The organism is uncultured Vagococcus sp., assembly GCF_963518325.1.
In the GTDB taxonomy this organism is placed as follows: domain Bacteria; phylum Bacillota; class Bacilli; order Lactobacillales; family Vagococcaceae; genus Vagococcus_D.
Genome location: NZ_CAUQJB010000001.1, coordinates 1 through 16,459, shown reverse-complemented (window position 1 = coordinate 16,459; position 16,459 = coordinate 1). Strand labels below are relative to the sequence as shown.

At 36.2% G+C, this 16,459-nt stretch carries 18 protein-coding genes; 15 read left to right on the top strand and 3 right to left on the bottom strand.

Going from position 1 to position 16,459, the window contains the following annotated elements; translation table 11 throughout:
• Positions 1–132 precede the first annotated feature (132 nt).
• The 11 genes from RWN13_RS00090 to RWN13_RS00040 all read left to right on the top strand — a co-directional run bounded on the left by RWN13_RS00090 (position 133) and on the right by RWN13_RS00040 (position 7,331).
• Positions 133–420 (top strand): TIGR04197 family type VII secretion effector, encoded by a 288-nt coding sequence (locus RWN13_RS00090; protein ID WP_314059227.1) that lies wholly within the window; start codon positions 133–135, stop codon positions 418–420.
• Positions 417–773, top strand: a complete 357-nt coding sequence (locus RWN13_RS00085; RefSeq protein ID WP_314059225.1) for a DUF3958 family protein — start codon at positions 417–419, stop codon at positions 771–773. Before RWN13_RS00090 ends, RWN13_RS00085 begins: the two co-directional genes overlap by 4 nt.
• Entirely contained in the window at positions 770–2,140 is a 1,371-nt protein-coding gene (locus tag RWN13_RS00080; RefSeq protein WP_314059224.1) for a hypothetical protein, read from the top strand. Before RWN13_RS00085 ends, RWN13_RS00080 begins: the two co-directional genes overlap by 4 nt.
• Complete coding sequence (locus RWN13_RS00075) at positions 2,124–2,600, top strand: hypothetical protein (RefSeq protein ID WP_314059221.1); 477 nt, start codon at positions 2,124–2,126, stop codon at positions 2,598–2,600. The genes RWN13_RS00080 and RWN13_RS00075 overlap by 17 nt, the downstream gene beginning before the upstream one ends.
• Before the next feature lie 352 nt (positions 2,601–2,952).
• Complete coding sequence (locus tag RWN13_RS00070) at positions 2,953–3,600, top strand: DUF443 family protein (protein WP_314059219.1); 648 nt, start codon at positions 2,953–2,955, stop codon at positions 3,598–3,600.
• A 35-nt stretch (positions 3,601–3,635) separates the two neighbouring features.
• Positions 3,636–3,935: a DUF4176 domain-containing protein gene (locus RWN13_RS00065; protein ID WP_314059216.1), complete on the top strand. Its 300-nt coding sequence runs from the start codon at positions 3,636–3,638 to the stop codon at positions 3,933–3,935.
• A 326-nt stretch (positions 3,936–4,261) separates the two neighbouring features.
• Positions 4,262–4,540 carry a hypothetical protein gene (locus RWN13_RS00060; RefSeq protein WP_314059212.1) on the top strand — a complete coding sequence of 93 codons (279 nt, stop codon included), beginning with the start codon at positions 4,262–4,264 and terminating at the stop codon, positions 4,538–4,540.
• A 10-nt stretch (positions 4,541–4,550) separates the two neighbouring features.
• Positions 4,551–5,030, top strand: coding sequence for a hypothetical protein (locus tag RWN13_RS00055; protein WP_314059210.1), 480 nt, complete (start codon positions 4,551–4,553; stop codon positions 5,028–5,030).
• A 673-nt stretch (positions 5,031–5,703) separates the two neighbouring features.
• On the top strand, positions 5,704–5,826 hold the full coding sequence (locus RWN13_RS00050) for a hypothetical protein (protein WP_314059207.1): 123 nt from the start codon (positions 5,704–5,706) through the stop codon (positions 5,824–5,826).
• A gap of 621 nt (positions 5,827–6,447) precedes the next feature.
• On the top strand, positions 6,448–6,591 hold the full coding sequence (locus RWN13_RS00045) for a hypothetical protein (protein WP_314059204.1): 144 nt from the start codon (positions 6,448–6,450) through the stop codon (positions 6,589–6,591).
• A gap of 233 nt (positions 6,592–6,824) precedes the next feature.
• On the top strand, positions 6,825–7,331 hold the full coding sequence (locus RWN13_RS00040) for a GNAT family N-acetyltransferase (RefSeq protein ID WP_314059902.1): 507 nt from the start codon (positions 6,825–6,827) through the stop codon (positions 7,329–7,331).
• Positions 7,332–7,856: 525 nt separating this feature from the next.
• Here RWN13_RS00040 and RWN13_RS00035 read toward each other — a convergent pair.
• The gene (locus tag RWN13_RS00035) at positions 7,857–8,315 is read right to left on the bottom strand and encodes a GNAT family N-acetyltransferase (protein WP_314059202.1); all 459 of its coding nucleotides are present in this window, start codon (positions 8,313–8,315) and stop codon (positions 7,857–7,859) included.
• A gap of 1,471 nt (positions 8,316–9,786) precedes the next feature.
• Here RWN13_RS00035 and glmS point away from each other — a divergent pair.
• Complete coding sequence (gene glmS, locus RWN13_RS00030; RefSeq protein WP_314059200.1) at positions 9,787–11,601, top strand: glutamine--fructose-6-phosphate transaminase (isomerizing); 1,815 nt, start codon at positions 9,787–9,789, stop codon at positions 11,599–11,601.
• Between the two features lie 72 nt (positions 11,602–11,673).
• On the top strand, positions 11,674–12,639 hold the full coding sequence (locus RWN13_RS00025) for an LD-carboxypeptidase (protein ID WP_314059198.1): 966 nt from the start codon (positions 11,674–11,676) through the stop codon (positions 12,637–12,639).
• Positions 12,640–12,931: 292 nt separating this feature from the next.
• Here RWN13_RS00025 and RWN13_RS00020 read toward each other — a convergent pair whose 3' ends face one another.
• Positions 12,932–13,804 carry a LysR family transcriptional regulator gene (locus RWN13_RS00020; protein ID WP_314059197.1) on the bottom strand — a complete coding sequence of 291 codons (873 nt, stop codon included), beginning with the start codon at positions 13,802–13,804 and terminating at the stop codon, positions 12,932–12,934.
• Positions 13,805–14,055: 251 nt separating this feature from the next.
• Between RWN13_RS00020 and RWN13_RS00015 the strand changes: the two genes are divergently transcribed.
• Complete coding sequence (locus RWN13_RS00015; protein ID WP_314059196.1) at positions 14,056–14,670, top strand: ankyrin repeat domain-containing protein; 615 nt, start codon at positions 14,056–14,058, stop codon at positions 14,668–14,670.
• A gap of 24 nt (positions 14,671–14,694) precedes the next feature.
• Positions 14,695–15,906 (top strand): amidohydrolase, encoded by a 1,212-nt coding sequence (locus tag RWN13_RS00010; protein ID WP_314059194.1) that lies wholly within the window; start codon positions 14,695–14,697, stop codon positions 15,904–15,906.
• 257 nt (positions 15,907–16,163) lie between these two features.
• Here the strand turns inward: RWN13_RS00010 and RWN13_RS00005 are convergent.
• A partial coding sequence (locus RWN13_RS00005) for a hypothetical protein (protein WP_314059189.1) occupies positions 16,164–16,459 on the bottom strand: 296 nt, incomplete at its 5' end.

Here is a 16,459-nt window from a genome sequence, read left to right as displayed (position 1 = left end):
GCTCCGCTTCACACAGTTTCCTCGTTAATTATTGCTCAAATTTAATAATAAAAATTAATAAATGATTTTCTGTATACTTTTAGTCCGTTATTCGATATTGTTAAGGCATAACAATAAAAAAGGGGATCGACAATGACAATATCAAGTGATTTGGGGATAGCACAACAAAAAGCGACGGCAATTGCCAGTGCCTTAGGAACCCTTTCGGGAATAGGCAAACCATCCTTGGACAGCCAAACGACTGTTAAAGGGAATACAAATGCCCGAGAAGCAGTTAACGCCACCCTAGATAGCGGTAAAAGTATTTCAGACGCAGTTCAACTGGCAACCAGTAATCTTCATAGCGTGGCTCAAGGCTTTGAAGCGGTGGATAAAGGTGTGCGGGATTCCTTAATCAATCCATTAGGTATCCTTAAATGACCGATAGACAATTGGTGTTGATGAAGCAAGAACAGCAACTCAATGAACGAGAAGTCGATTTATATCGTGAGGAAACCAAATTAGAACGATTGGAAGAGGATTGTTTCGGACATTTTTCAAAAGCTAATCACTTGTTCAGTGATATGCGTTATTTGTTTAGTGGGACAGATGATTCTCCGTTTTTTGAAGAACTATCTCATGAAGTCTATCAAGACTCACGAAAGATGGAAGAAACACTTTCAAGTGTGAGAAAAGATGTGAAACACCAACATCAATCCCTTCAAAAGCAACTAGATGACCTTTACAAAGACAAACAAACAATAATGAGAGAAGAGGAGGAACAACTATCATGAGTGTGGATATGTATGTCTCATCCTCCCAAAGCCAAGCCTCAAGTGTCGCGGCTATTTGCCGTCAACAGAAACAAGGGTACGAGCAGTTACAACGAGCGATTAATGACTTTGTCGTTGGTAGCCCACAACTGCAGGGAGCGGCTTACGATTCGGCTAAACAATTTTTCAGTACGGTCTTAATTCCCTTATCAAAAGGTGGTATACTTTTATCAGAAGCGGTCATGGAAGCTTGCCAGAAATTCCCAGAAGAATATATGGCGGCAGTTGACAGTGGTGATTTGAGAGAATCAGACCTGAGAGAAAAAATTGAACAATTGAATCGTCAGATGTCAGAACTGTCTGATCTTCAGGGTCGTTTACAGAGCATGTTGTTTCGTCAGCAACAGGAGGGTGCCTTAGATGGGTCCATCGCGTCTCGGATGTCTGGCGCTCATTCGTTGATGGCAACTTATGGAAGGGCGAAGCAAAAGTTACAAGAGAAACTAGATAAACTGTTGGAGTTTAATGGTCGGTCGCCTGATATTTTTGCCGAGATCGATGGTTTGAAGAGTGCCGTTTCTTTAGGCGCTACACAGGTTAATATATCATGGGATTCTGGTAGCGGGAGTTTTGTATTGCCGAGAGGTAATAGTATGGATTGGGCAACGGTAATTAATGAATCATGGATGAAGCGTGAACTATGTTTAGAAGAACATCAAAAACTAAAAGCCGAAAAGGCTCTAAAAATAATAAAAGGATATGAAATAGAATATCATTCAGATTTAGAGAAAATAGAAAAAGAATGGTTGCTAAAAAAAGATGGAAAGTATTTAAGCAGAAATGAATATGAAGAGCTTTATTCTATTTTGGGCGAGTACGGAGACCAATTAGACAAAGGCTTATATAAGATTGTTAATATGAAAATCAGTCGTCGTGAAGTACTAATCCTTCCAGGGGTCAGTGGGTTTCCTCAATTTATCGATAAAACCTGGAAAATTGTTAGAGGAATTAATAATTTACATGCAGGATCAGAAGCATTGAAAACAATAGGTAATGCGCCTACTTTGATAAAGTCAAATCAGGATCAAGAGAATGACTACATGTTGGGAGAAAACGGGACACAAGTAACAAGTAAGACTACTTGGAAAAATGGTAAGACCGAAAGGGTTGATGTCGAAAATCCCGCACCGGGCAAACGACCGGGAGATGTACACTATCATGAAGGTAATAATATAAAGTGGAGATATGAACCAGATACTGGGGAATTCGTTAATCCGAAAACAGGTGAAATAGCTCCAAATAGAATTCAAAAGAAACTTAACGATAAACGTATTAAAGATGGAATAAACAAGGGATTGGATGTGTTAGGACATGATAAAACAAAATAAAAAAATGCTTCAAATTAAAGAAAAATTTGAAGATACGTTGTATGATTATCCGAAATTAGTAAAAAAAATTCTGAAAATAGGAATTATTGAAATTAATGAATGCATTATACTATCTGATGAACCAGTCATCATAAGTGAAAAGGACTTTGGAAGAGTACTAAAAATGTATGGTGATAAAACTGGATATGAAGCGGCGAATAATGAAATCCGTGTGGTGGATTATTTTGCTAATGAAGGAAGCCTGACGGAAGAAAGACAGTATATGCTAGGGCAGATCATTATAGAAATTCTATCTGACAAAATCATGACAAAATTTGAAGTAGATAATATCTGTTTCATTTTGTCTTTTAATGAGGGGATACTCACCCTAAGATTTCATGTATTTAGAGAAAGTGAAGGAGTCTGGATAGAGACAGACTTAGAAACATTTGAAGAGCCTACTGAATATATAATAAGGTAATTTATTAGCAAATTATTGGCTTAACAGTTCATAGGCGGTGCAGAAATAAAAATAAGCGTCTATATTATATAGGCAAAGCTGGTTGTCGCAGACTACTAAATGTGACGATCAGCTTATTTTTTAGTTATATAGATTGTAGTGGAATCACTTCTTTTAGAAGGAAATGACATTATGTTAAACGTTTCAATGATAACGTTATTGGTTTGATTATACTTTAGCATTTTTTCGATCTCGATGGGACTTATAATGTCACTTTTATAAATGATAAAAAATAAGTACTTTTTTACTTGATAGGAGATGTATTGTGTAATATTGGTAATGCAATAAATCCAATGAATTGGGCGTGGTAAAAATGAAAAATGTTAAAGTGAAAGGTGTTACAAGAAATATAAGGTATCGTCTAATTTACTTTGAAGGCGAATGCTTTTTAGTGGACTCGGAATCAGGTTGTATCAGTTATTTTTTCCCGTTCTTAGATTGGTTTATACCTAAAAAAATGATGAAATTATCAAAAGAAAACGAAAAAAAGTTAGTAGTATTATATAATGATTATCAAAAAAAACCAGCATTTTTGACTATCTATGCTGCAATTGCCATAGCAATAAGTTCATTTTTAAATAGAATTGACGTGTATTTTGATAATAATTTAACTATAAAGGCAAATGGGGTTGTATTATGTGTCTTCATAATTTTGGCAATTACGTTTAGAATTCAGATGTCCATACGGGCAAAAAAAATGGTGACAAGTATCATGAGTCTAGAAGCAATGGGTGAACAAAAAATAAGGATAATTCCTAGTTCGATAGCGTATATGTTTAAATGCTTTGGTGGCTATCTATTAACAGTTTTGGTATGTTGGGCAACAACTGCAATGTTTTTGAATAATGGAAATTGGCTTATGCTAATTTGTTGGTTAATCTTTTTTTTAATGATTTTATTTTTAAACGTTTTTTCTATTTTAGGAGAAGATTATAAGGTGCAATTCATTAAGTCAAAATAAGCCTGTTATTAACGTTCAATGAAAGGAGTGATAGTGTGTTAGCAATTGGAAGTATTGTTTATTTAAATGAAGGTTCAAAAAAAATTATGATTTTAAATAGAGGTCCCTTGGTAGTTATTGAAAATCAAAAAACGATGTTTGACTATTCAGGCTGTATTTATCCCCTTGGGTTAGTAAGCGATGAAATATTATATTTTAATGAAGAAAATATCGATAAAGCAATATTTAACGGCTTTTCTGATGAAGAGGAAACTAGATTTGAAGAAATCTACAGAGAATGGTTAGTAAAAAATGAAAAAAAGGTTGTCAAAGGCATCGTACCTCATCAACTATAATGTTGAAGAGTGATAACTAAAATAATTTATTGAATAATATTATCAATATTGTTCAGTAATAAAGAGTACTGGTGGAGGGAAAAGTTCACCGCTAGATGAAAGAATAATAATTGAAAAATCACAGATAAGAATAGTATATATGATTTAATTTCTAAGTCAGTTAAGTAAGGTGTTTCAAAAGGTAAACTGGATGAATTAGTTGACAATATTTGGAACGCTTATATCTGGCTTAAGACTAAATAAGGAGGGTGTTAGTGTGCAAATTTATATAAAAGAAAATATGAATAAAAAAAATATCGTTTGGTTATAGAGAGTTAGCTGAAAAAATGTGGTTTAAAGGTGAAAATAGCAAGTCGATAGAAATTTCCCACGCTGGCAACGAAGAGACTCTTCAAAGAGAGTTTGGTTTAGCGATTAGTTTAGATAAATGGCTAAATGATGAAAGATGGCGAGAGAATAAAAGTGATTTTAATAAAGAAACCTTAGACATGGAGTATTTGAAAAAGGAGAAGCTTATATATATTGTAACAGACCATATTGACATTCGTATTATAACAGATAAAGCAGGTAATTTAGTCACTACGTATCCGATACCAAAGCCATAGGAGGATAAACATGAACGAAGAAATTGTACAATTGTATAAAAATTTTTCAAAAAATGAACTTTCAATATTTTTCGGAAAATTGATTGAATATATCAACAAGTATGACTTCAATTTTAGAAATTTTGTTTTTGAAAACAGTTTAAATAGCATTGAAAAATTTAAAGAAGAAGAATTTTATTTAGGGACTACAGATGATAATTTAGAAGGATTGGCATCATTTTATGCAAAAGAGATGCTCGAAGCAACTGAAAAAGAGATTTGTGGCAATGTAATTCATATGGTATGGGATGTTGCTACATTTATGACAGAAGAGTTATGTCCAAGTTGTCAAGATGCTAATTTAAAAATTTCATCTTCCACAGATCAAACGATTGTTTACAAAACTTGCGATAATTGCTTAATTACAATAGAAAACGATAAGTATGTTGAAAGACCGAAAGAAATGATACCCGCAACAAAAAGACAAATAAAAATTTTGTTGGAAAAATAATAGATTTATGAGTGTGGAAGCAGATTGTATATTAGTAAAGTATAAAGAATGCTCCAGTTTTCCAAAACTATTTTATTAGATTCTGAGGGTGAAGTAAAAAGGTTTGAAAGAACAAATTCAAATACTAAAGCAAACGGCGGGCATGTTATGCTGAAAAAGCTCGAGGGACAAACCAGGGTATTAGCCATTTCGTGACTTCCTCGGGAACTGACAAAATACATGCTCAATAAAGAAAGTCAATAGCGATGTTAGGTGAGCCTAGCGGTCTATTGACTTTCTTTATAGTGTTTTTAGATTAGACTCTTCATTTTAATCTTTCTCTTTTTCTTCTGCTGCTTTTGGAAATTGTTTTATGACAAGTACCCTCATAGCTCCCATTTCGTCATCTGTCATATGAGCTCTTTGCGATAACTTCGGTGATGGTGTATTTGTAAGAGTCCATATTATTGAAATAGTAGCAACTATGAATAATGTTTCAAAAAGTTATTTGCAAAAAAGAAGTAATGGTAATCGCTAGTCGAGATTGACATTAGAAGAAAAATAGCAATTTCAATATAGTTTAAAGATTATATGAATTGGAATTAAGAGGAAAAATTAAATGACACAAAATGAATTATTACAGGAAAAGTACCTAGGTTATACAGAAATATTAGACTAACTATAGGAGGCTTTTATGTCAATTCAAGAAAGCTTAGATATTTATTTAAATGAATCAGAACAAAAAAAATACGGTGAGATTTTTACTATTTTTAGTTCATCTCGCTGGGTAATTCTAAGCATGTTTTGGTTTAATTAGATCTAAAAATGATACTAGATGTTTATGGCATTTTCAGATTGATAGAGACTATTAATAAACTATGGGAGGGCTATTAAGAAATAAGGGTAGTGATAATAACTCGTTCGCAAACTGTTACAATAAATCGATACATGATAGAAAATTTAGGTATTTCATTATATAATTAACAAAATGAAAGAATTGGTACTAATTAGAACAAATAATATTAGCGATAAATTTTGAAAAAAAGAAGGGATAAGATAGTAAAGGCATTTGATCGAGCAAAAAAATTTAATTAAAGGATTGTCAAACCACTCGATCTAGCATTATGGGACTATCATAATGAAGGCGATAACAAAGAAACAGTTCTAAACGCATTAGTGTGGTATCGGATGAAGATGGCGAGTTTTACATGGAGTAGAGTCTGATTTATGGAGTGACTATTCGTCGCCACTTGCCACATCTTGAGCTATTGAATTACAAAAGCATGGTGTTTTTTGATTGCCCCCAAGAAATAATCCAAGGAATCTTGAGTTATTTAGAAAACACACCGTTTCAAAATGAAAAGGGATGGCTTCTAAAAATACCTATCAATAATGAGTCTCCACACGATATTTGGTGGGATTGTTCAAAAGAAAGGAAATGGGATTTCACGGTGAAAAAGGAGATAATCCAACCGCCACCTTAGTTGGTTTTATCATAAAGACAGCAGACAAAACCTCAGCTATCTATCAAAAAGCTGTTTCAATTATTCAGGAGGCTATTGCAAAGATGGGTGTCTTTTGAATTGACTCATGAAAGGTTGCCACGTCGTTGGGAGGATGATTTGTCATATTCGTGGATTAAGGCATTGGGTTATTTGTTTAATGATGATGTTGGCTTTCATTACGATGTTTTTTTTGTAAAAGGGATGAATACTATCCTATAAGTTCAACATAGAATGAGATAATCGTACAAATTAGGCTACCAGCTATTAAAAATGGGTAGCACTTTTTTTTATAAAGAATAAGTGAGGCCATATAATAAAGGAGGTTTTTAAAAAGACGATTGAGTTTAAGAAAATTAGTGACTTTAGTCGTGGGATACTTAAGGAATTACTAACAGATGCATATGCTTATGATGAGCGATATCAGTTAGTCTGGGGAACAGATTGGAAGAGTTTTGATGATTTTTTCTTTGATAACCTTGATATTGCAGATAAAGCCGGCTTAATCACCGTGGTAGATAGTGTGCCAATCGGTTTAGTTTCGTGGGATCCAAGGGAGCGACCAGATTACGTTCAGATCGGACACAATTGTTTGCGTTCAACCTACAAAGGGAAAGGATATGGAAAACAGCAATTAGAAGAAGCTATTGGCAGAATAAAGGAGAAGGAAGTGAAAAAAATAATTGTGACAACCAATGTTGAATTGTTGCCTGCACAACGGATGTATCAGAGTGTCGGGTTTATAAAATATCAAATGAGAAAAAATGATGGTGAGGCCAAGTTTAGTGGTGATTACATCGATCTTGTTATGGAATGCTAATATTCTTTGAAGAAAAGAAGGTAAAGTAAATAATAGTTAACAAGGTGAAGAAAGAGTAAATAAGCCAATTATTTAGTCATAATATAGCTAAACATAATAAAAGAGAGGTCAGTTATTATTATGAAAAGGAGAAAAATATTGCCCCAAATAAAATCAAGTAAAGTTACATAGAGTGTAGTATATGTAAGTATTAACGAAAGCTTTCTAAATAATTAATAATACTTACAAGTCTCGTTCTAGCAAGTAGTTTAGTATTAACTAGAAAAAGATCCTTTCATTTACCAAAAGACTCAGAGTAGACACCATCTTCAAATCAAAGTGGCTTCGAAATTACTGAGTGAGAAATACCGGGTGAATTGACTGATATATTCCGGCTCGTCATCGCGACAATTAGGGTTAGGAACAATTTATTTTCTACTAAAATGGTCAAATTTGTAAACGAACTGATGGATTCAATTCGAGAATTTTTCAGGTACATGCTAGTCTGCAACTAGACACAGTAGGGAATGAACCCAATATCTTTCATTATTTTTTTTTCATCATCAAGTATTCAGTAATTCCGACTCTATAGAGATCAGGGATTTCTCCTACTTGTTGATAACCCATTTTTTCGTAGAAACGTTTTGCGGCGAGATTAAAGTCTGCGACAACTAAAAATAATTTATCAAACTCTTCAAAAACCAGTTTTTCTAAAAAAGTCATCATTTTTGTCCCTATCCCTTTACCTCTGTATCCCTTTTTAATTGAGATAAGGTGAATATAAGGAAAACTGTGAAAGGCACCTGCAGGTATATAATAAATAAATCCAACACAGTCATCATGATGCGAGGCAATATACAAAGTTTCTTGGGTCAGTCCCTCTCTCACAGCTTTTGAAGCACTCTCAATGCTTGGAAAATATCTCTGACCTAAATCTGAATTGAGTAGGGCCTCTTCACAATCGCTTAAATTTTTCAAACTTCCCTTTGTAATGGTAATATTCATAAAATCGTCTCTCCTGTATAAAATAAATTTGCTAACCGTTCATGGCAATGTCAGAAAGCTTATGTTTTAAAATTAACCTATGTAATGGGAGGATGTCAACCCCGTGTTATTATTGACTCGCGAGCGAAGGTATGCATTTTATTAGTCAACTAGAGATGAATTGGCTGGTAAAAAAAGGGGGGGAATAATTATAATGACGTAGAAATAAAAAATACTTATAATTTTAAAAAGGATGTACCTCAATATCCAGAAGGTTTTGAAGGCGTTAAGAATGGTACAAAAAAGTAAAAGTAAATAATACGTCAGTTTTAGATGGATTAAGAAATGTTGAACCTGGTGAATGGAAAAAGGTTTATAAGGATGGCTACGATCAATCAGGAAAAAAAGTATCTATTCATTACTTTGAAAGTAAATCTGGAAAAGTATTTAACGTAAAAGTGAAAGGGAAGTGGAGTACAGGATGGTAATAGATCTAAAAAATAGAAATGTAACCACGCTTTCTTTATCTGTTGTATCTACTGGCATACTAAAATGTTTAAAAAATGGAATAGTAGGTATGCGAGCATATCATTTTTTTGCTTTTTCAACAGTTTATATCTATATTAAATCCTAGCTCGAAATGAGTGACGAGGCTCATGCTAGCTGTATTAATTGAGATATTATTCGATCTAAGGAGGAGCGTGTATGTTTAATCCACATATTCAATCGATATTCCTATTTGAAGACTTTTCGGTTTTTGAGACTAATGCGAAAAATTTAATATTAAACTCTACCTCAACGGTAAGAGTTAACTATGCGGGCCAAGAAGTAACTTTTTATATTAGAGTAATGATTATATTGTGAAACAAGCAGTTGCTGAAGTAGCATGGCCATTCATAACTATTAAGAAATTAAGACAATCAACCACTTTAGTTGAGGTATAAAAAGAAAAATGAGGTGTTTAGATCGGGACCGTTTCTTCATTGTGAGAGAAGGTTTTTTAGCGTTACCTTTTTAAGTTGAAAGCTATTATTACATACTTACAAACGGTGTCATCAGTTTGCTGGTGATTGCGAGTTAAACCATCACGAAAGTTTTGTCTTTCATTTGAAAACTAGTTTTATTGATGTTAATTCATTATGTCTTCGATTACTAAGGATGTATACCATTAGTGGTTTTTGGTTTCACTTCTGATAGACCAATGAAATAAGTGTTGACAAATAATCTTATTAATATTATGATTTATAATGTTTCTATGAATAATTAATTGAAAGGGTGAACTATACCAATTTTAATGGATAGCGCCAGACCTATTCGGCGATTTTAGTTGTATAGGTGACGAGGACAGAGTTTATCGAAATTTCGGCGGGTGACTCTAGGGACTGCACTCTAAAGATTGAGTCTAAAAAATAGCTGTGAGGTTATAACAGAAACTTAGTCAGGCAGATAGAAACATATAATGAGTTTAAAAAGAGAAAGTAGGTATTTCATTATGTGTGGAATAGTAGGCGTAATTGGCAAAAAAAATACAACAGAGATTTTAATTCAAGGGTTAGAAAAATTAGAATATCGGGGGTATGACTCTGCTGGTATTTTTGTAACAGGTCATGATTATCAGGACTATCTTGTTAAATCACAGGGGCGAATTGCAGATTTAAAAGCAAAATTAAAGGATGAGGTTCAAGGTGATATTGGCATTGGTCATACACGTTGGGCGACACATGGAAAACCGTCAGAAACAAACGCACACCCACATACATCAAATGATGGCCGTTTTGTTTTGGTACATAATGGCGTCATTGAAAATTTTGAAGAAATCCGCACTCATTTCATCAATGAAGCCCCATTAAAAGGTGAAACTGATACAGAAATTGCGGTCCAGTTGATTAGCTATTTTGTGAGTCAAGATGAAATGTCTGCGAAAGACGCCTTTAAAAAAGCACTGACCATAATCAAAGGGTCTTACGCTTTTGCTTTAGTCGATAAAGAAAATCCAGAACAAATTTATGTCGCTAAAAACAAAAGTCCTTTATTAGTCGGTTTAGGCGCCGATTTTAACGTGATTTGCAGCGATGCTATGGCAATGATTCAAGAAACGAAACACTTTGTTGAGATTGTTGATGGTGAATTAGTGACGATCTGGGCCGATAAAGTAGAAATAGAAGATGAAAAGGGCAACCTAATTCGTCGTGAACCTTATGAAGCTCAATTAGATTTGGAAGATATGGAAAAAGGCACCTATGCTCACTATATGTTGAAAGAAGTTGATGAGCAACCTGCCGTTATGCGTCGCATAATTCAGCGCTACACTGATGAACAGGAACAGTTAGTCGTTGATTCAAAGATTGTGGAGGAACTTATTGCTAGCGAACGAATATATATTGTTGCTTGTGGTACTAGTTGGCATGCGGGGTGGGTTGGCAAACAATTATTGGAACAGTTAGTTGAAATCCCTGTCGAAGTTCACCTAGCGAGTGAGTTTGGTTATAACATGCCAATCTTAGCCAAAAAACCATTTTTTATCTTTTTAAGTCAAAGTGGAGAGACGGCGGACAGTCGTCAAGTGTTGGTTAAAATCAATGATTTAGGGTACCCATCTTTAACTTTGACCAACGTACCTGGTTCAACCCTTTCGAGAGAAGCCAAGCACACGATGTTATTACATGCTGGACCTGAGATTGCTGTGGCCTCAACAAAAGCTTATACAGCGCAAATTGCTGTTCTGGCGATTTTAGCTAAAGTAGGAGGAGAAGGTCGTGGTCTGGAACAAGCGGTGACATTTGATTTAATTCATCAGTTGGGACTTGTTGCTAATGGGATGGACGTGCTGATTGATGAGAAAGAAGCCATTGCTCAATTAGTAGAGGATAATTTAAGGACTACGCGTAATGCTTTTTATATTGGACGTGGTGTTGATTATTACGTGTCGATGGAAGCTTCCCTCAAACTAAAAGAAATTTCTTATATTCAAGCTGAAGGCTTTGCTGCGGGAGAACTTAAGCACGGGACAATTGCTTTAGTTGAAGAAGGGACACCGGTGTTCGGTATTATTACCGAAGAAATCATGGGCTCACATACACGGGGCAACTTGAAAGAAGTCGAGAGTCGTGGAGCCAAAACGATGGTGATTGCGATGGAAGGCTTAGAGAAACCGGGAGATGCTATCATCTTGCCTCAGGTGGATATACTGTTAAGTCCCTTAGTTAGTGTCATTCCAACACAGTTGATTGCTTATTTCGCTAGTTTACAACGAGGGCTTGACGTTGATAAACCGCGTAATTTAGCTAAGAGTGTGACAGTTGAATAATCCTTGCTAAATAATAACCTCTTAGGTATCATAACCATAAGAGGTTATTTTTTGTAGAAGGGAAGAGGAATAATGAAAATACCTGATAAATTGAAACAAGGGGATGAAGTGAGAGTAATTGCCCCGAGTCGCAGCTTAAAAATCTTATCTGATGAAGGCGTGAGTTTAGCAACACAACGATTAGAAGCTCTTGGTTTAAAAGTCACCTTTGGGAAACATGTCGAAACCTGTGATTTACAGCATTCATCGCCAATTGCGGAACGAGTATCAGATTTGCATGAGGCCTTTGCCGATCAAAAGGTCAAAGGGATTTTAACGGTGATTGGTGGATTTAATAGCAATGAATTGCTGCCGTATTTAGACTATGAGCTGATTAAGGCTAATCCGAAAATTCTTTGTGGTTACAGTGATATTACGGCACTGGCTAACGCTATTACCGCAAAATGTGACTTTGTCACCTACTCGGGGCCTCATTTCTCCAGTTTTCAAATGACAGAATTACAATCCTACCAATCGACGAATTTTAAGCAGTCTTTCTTTCAAGAGGAACCTTTTGATTTAGTGGCATCCAGTTATTGGAGTGATGATAAATGGTTTTTAAATCAGGATAAACGAGTCTATCATAAGACTAGTTGGAAGGTTTATAATCATGGTAGCGCCCTAGGCACGTTATTTGGTGGCAATTTGTGTACCTTGAATTTACTTCAAGGCACAGACTTTATGCCTGATGTTCGCCGGTCCATCTTGTTTGTGGAAGATGATGAGTTAACCATTCCTGAAACATTTGCTCGGGATCTAGCCTCATTGCTGCAGGTGACAGAGGACTTAAAGGGGTTGCTAATTGGACGATTTCAGGAAACCTCTGAAATGACGGAAGAACAGTTACACTTTATTTTAGATAAGCATCCCATTTTGAAGACAATTCCTGTCTATTACGATTTGGATTTTGGGCACACGCAACCAATGATGACCCTGCCTATCGGTGGGATGATAAGTCTCAACACGTCTTTAGCTAATCTTAAATTAATTGAGTTTTAATCTCTGTTAGTAAACTGGGGGAAAAGTGGTTTTATTTCTTCATAGGACGAATTAGACAGGGAACCAGATACTGTAAGGGGAGCGAGTTTCGATGTCTTTTATTTCTAATCCTAATGGATCGGCAAGATTGACGTTGAGTATTTTAATTGGCAGGTGTTAAAGCCTAGCCTCTTATTTTTGAGTAAATGTTGAACGTAAGCTAAAATAAATCTAGATCAAGAATAGAGCGCCGACGTTAAAGGGCAGTCAAATCATTCAACTGATGAATGGTGTGACTGCCCTGTTTTTTTTATTAGAGTGAGGTTACTTCGTCAATAAATTTTGTCATAACAGAACTATGGTAGGCACCTTTCAGGGTGATTAGACCGTAAGAAGAATGAAAGAGTGGGTCGTCGAGACGATGTGCTTCGACCTTTCGGTGTTTTTGCTGAGTTAAAAGAGATTTGGGAACAATACTCGTTCCGAAGCCAGCTTCAACCAGCTGAAACAATAAATTAATATCAGAACAACTTGAAATTGACTGAGGATTAAGTTGGAATTTGGCCAAGTATTCAATAATTGAATGGTAGACACCTAGGCCCTTAGTACTTGGCAAGACTAATTTACTATTGGCGATCCCGATATAGTCAGAAGGATTGGGGCCTTTTTTACTGGAACCGTCACAGATAAAGTAAAAAGGTTCCTTATTTAAGTAAATAACATCGAAATCGTCAACCTGTAAAGGAAATCGGATAAGAGCTATATCTATTTGACGATCTCTGACCATTTGACATAAGACATGTGATTCATTTTGATGAAGGTCAAAGGTGACAGCTGGGTATTTTTGTTGAAATGAGACTAAACTAGGGACTAGTTCTTCGGCTGACAAGGTATTAATGCCCATGGCTAAATTTCCTTTTGTCCCAGAGGATGTGTCCTTTACAAGTGACTCCGTTTCTTCCAATTGTTTGATGATTTTAAGGGCCTCGCTATACAGGACCTTTCCAGAGTCTGTTAAACTATTCTGACGTCCCTGACGCTCAATCAGGGTGGTTTCCAGCTCTAACTCCAGCTGTTTTAACATCTGGCTGAGAGGAGGTTGAGCGATGTGGAGGGTTTTAGCAGCTTCGGTGATATTTTTAGCTTCCGCGATAGCAACAAAGTATTTAAGTTGGCGTAAATCCATGTAACAAAACCTCCTATACAAATATAATATGGCAATCGAACATTATTAATATTTTCCATCTGAATACTATCATGATAAAGTAAAGGTAGGAGAAGTGCAACTAGGTGACTCATATTTTGTGAGATTATGGATTGTTTGATCAATTAATAAACCATGAATGACCAAAGAAGTGATCTTTGGCGTAAAGGGCTGTTTGGTCATGCTCTTGAAGTATAGAGGGAGCGAAACGACTATCAAATTAGGAGGTTCTAATGATTAATCAGAAGAAAGTCAATCAACAATTGATGGATGCAGTCACCCAACAAAATATGGCAGGAGTGAAGGCCAGTTTAGCGGCTGGAGCTGAGGTTGAGACTCGTAACGAAAAAAAAGCCACTGCTTTATTGGTAGCCACGGAACTTGATGATTTAGCTATTGTCAAATTACTATTGGCCAAAGGCGCAAATGTTAATTTACAAGATAATAAAGAGGATAGTCCCTTTTTATTTGCTGGAGCGGAAGGTCGCTTAGCAGTACTGAAAGAATTGGCTAAACACGATCCGGATCAACGAATAGTCAATCGTTTTGGGGGGAATGCCTTGATTCCGGCAGCCGAAAAAGGCCATTTAGAGACAGTTTGTTTTCTTTTAGAAAAAACTCAGGTCGTTGTTAACCATGTTAACAATCTTGGATGGACCGCTCTTTTAGAAGCGATTATCCTCAGTGATGGTGGTAATACGCAGCAAGAGATTGTCAATCTGTTGTTAGCCAATGGTGCTAATCCCAATATGAAAGATGCAAAAGGTGTCAGTCCTTTGAGACATGCGAAAGATATGAGATTTGATCAAATTGCCCAAGCTTTAATTGAGGCTGGCGGACGAGAATAATAGAAAAATGAAGGAGATGGAAAGATGAACCGCATTATTATTCAACAAGTACGGATTGAAACAGGTGTAAAAAAAGTGGCTGGGATTGTGACAGAAACGGTGACGGATTTAGTTACGTTAGTTATTGAAGAAGGTGTCATCAGTCAAGTGTTAAAAGAGGATGATGCTGAATTAGTCGGCAAGAGATATGATGCTAAAGGTGCCCTGTTACTGCCAGGTTTTACGGAAAAACATTGTCATTTAGATAAATCACGTTTAGGAACGGACTGGCAAGCGGTTAAACGGGTGGATTCCATCGTAGAGCGCTTTGAAATGGAAATTGGCGAGCTGAACCGTTTACCTTTAAGTGTGGCTCAACGCGCTGAACAGTTAATTCAAGTCTCTCTGCAAGCTGGTGTGACGAGTTTACGAAGTCATGTGGATGTTCACCCACGGGTTAATTTGGCCTATTTGGATCAAGTGATGGATGCTTTGGGGGCTCATTCTTCTGAGTTGAAATCGGAAATAGTTGCATTCCCACAGCATGGTTTATTGCGGAATGACAGCCGTGACTTAATCCGACAAGCATTGAAAAAAGGGGCTTCTTTAGTTGGTGGCGTCGATCCAACTGCTGTCGATGGTGACATGAAAAAATCTTTGGATGCCACATTTGAATTAGCCTATGAACAAGGGGCTGGAATTGATTTGCATTTGCACGAGCGAGATGAAATGGGACTAGCTACTTTTGATTATTTCTTAGAGTTAGTCGAGAAATACCAGCTGCAAAATAAAACTGCTGTCAGTCATGCTTTTGCATTGGCAGATGTCAAAGGGGCTCAACAAAAGGAACTGTTCGGCCGCTTAGCTGAACAAGGTGTCAGCATTATCACTAGTGCACCTTTGGGAAGCATGCCGCCAGTTTTAACCTTGCAGGAAGCAGGTGTTAAGGTTCATGTGGGCTGTGATAATATCTTTGATAACTGGTCACCTTACGGAAATGGCGATATTCTTGAACGAGTAGGTCGTTTAGGTGAAATGACCAACCAAGTGACGGAATTCGAATTAAGCAGAACTCTCGGTTTTATCACGGAAGGTCTGACGCCATTGAACGATCAAGGGGAGAAGGTTTGGCCAGCAGTTGGTGATGCAGCAGACTTTGTTTTTGTAGAGGCAAGTTGTTCGGCGGAAGCCGTAGCACGTCGTTCAAGACGAGTGGCTACGATGGCTGGTGGTAAAATAACTGCCGGTCAGTTGTAGAAGCGAATAATTAGTAAGGGACTCTGAGATTAATGTCTCAGAGTTTTTTGAATATTGGAAACTATCCAACATGCTAGCTAAAAGGAAGTAGACTTTTTTGTTTTTTTATGAAATTAAGGATAGTGAAAATGCAGGCCTTGATCCTAAGTTGATACCCTATTTTGATCTTTCGAAGGTTGAACAACTTACATTGATTGAAATGATGAACGAAGTGGAATACCGAGAAAGGTTGTCCAAAAGAGAGGTTCAAGGTCGTGTTAATAAATACAAAGGGGATAAATCACTGAATTAAATGCCTTCAAACACTGCTCAGTTCCCCAACCAAAATTATTTAATCCCCACCAAACCCCCATTGGCACACTTCTTGCAATATAAAAGAGCTCCTCCAACAGCCCTAAATCAGCCATTAAAAGAACTCCTGTTTTTATGTTATTTAATAAAAAAAAGATTGACAGCGTTTTCAAGGGGTTATACAATATAAGCGTTAAGATAAACCCCAAATGACAGATAAAACCATTGGCTACTGCACACGAGATTGGCGTCTCACATGCAG

What these genes read in the sequence shown, in the direction of transcription:
- glmS (WP_314059200.1), top strand. Translation starts at nt 9,787, where the DNA reads ATGTGTGGAATAGTAGGCGTAATTGGCAAAAAAAATACAACAGAGATT.
- RWN13_RS00045 (WP_314059204.1), top strand. Translation starts at nt 6,448, where the DNA reads ATGGGATTTCACGGTGAAAAAGGAGATAATCCAACCGCCACCTTAGTT.
- RWN13_RS00025 (WP_314059198.1), top strand. Translation starts at nt 11,674, where the DNA reads ATGAAAATACCTGATAAATTGAAACAAGGGGATGAAGTGAGAGTAATT.
- RWN13_RS00090 (WP_314059227.1), top strand. Translation starts at nt 133, where the DNA reads ATGACAATATCAAGTGATTTGGGGATAGCACAACAAAAAGCGACGGCA.
- RWN13_RS00035 (WP_314059202.1), bottom strand. Translation starts at nt 8,315, where the DNA reads ATGAATATTACCATTACAAAGGGAAGTTTGAAAAATTTAAGCGATTGT.
- RWN13_RS00015 (WP_314059196.1), top strand. Translation starts at nt 14,056, where the DNA reads ATGATTAATCAGAAGAAAGTCAATCAACAATTGATGGATGCAGTCACC.
- RWN13_RS00085 (WP_314059225.1), top strand. Translation starts at nt 417, where the DNA reads ATGACCGATAGACAATTGGTGTTGATGAAGCAAGAACAGCAACTCAAT.
- RWN13_RS00070 (WP_314059219.1), top strand. Translation starts at nt 2,953, where the DNA reads ATGAAAAATGTTAAAGTGAAAGGTGTTACAAGAAATATAAGGTATCGT.
- RWN13_RS00010 (WP_314059194.1), top strand. Translation starts at nt 14,695, where the DNA reads ATGAACCGCATTATTATTCAACAAGTACGGATTGAAACAGGTGTAAAA.
- RWN13_RS00060 (WP_314059212.1), top strand. Translation starts at nt 4,262, where the DNA reads ATGTGGTTTAAAGGTGAAAATAGCAAGTCGATAGAAATTTCCCACGCT.
- RWN13_RS00020 (WP_314059197.1), bottom strand. Translation starts at nt 13,804, where the DNA reads ATGGATTTACGCCAACTTAAATACTTTGTTGCTATCGCGGAAGCTAAA.
- RWN13_RS00075 (WP_314059221.1), top strand. Translation starts at nt 2,124, where the DNA reads ATGATAAAACAAAATAAAAAAATGCTTCAAATTAAAGAAAAATTTGAA.
- RWN13_RS00050 (WP_314059207.1), top strand. Translation starts at nt 5,704, where the DNA reads ATGTCAATTCAAGAAAGCTTAGATATTTATTTAAATGAATCAGAACAA.
- RWN13_RS00055 (WP_314059210.1), top strand. Translation starts at nt 4,551, where the DNA reads ATGAACGAAGAAATTGTACAATTGTATAAAAATTTTTCAAAAAATGAA.
- RWN13_RS00080 (WP_314059224.1), top strand. Translation starts at nt 770, where the DNA reads ATGAGTGTGGATATGTATGTCTCATCCTCCCAAAGCCAAGCCTCAAGT.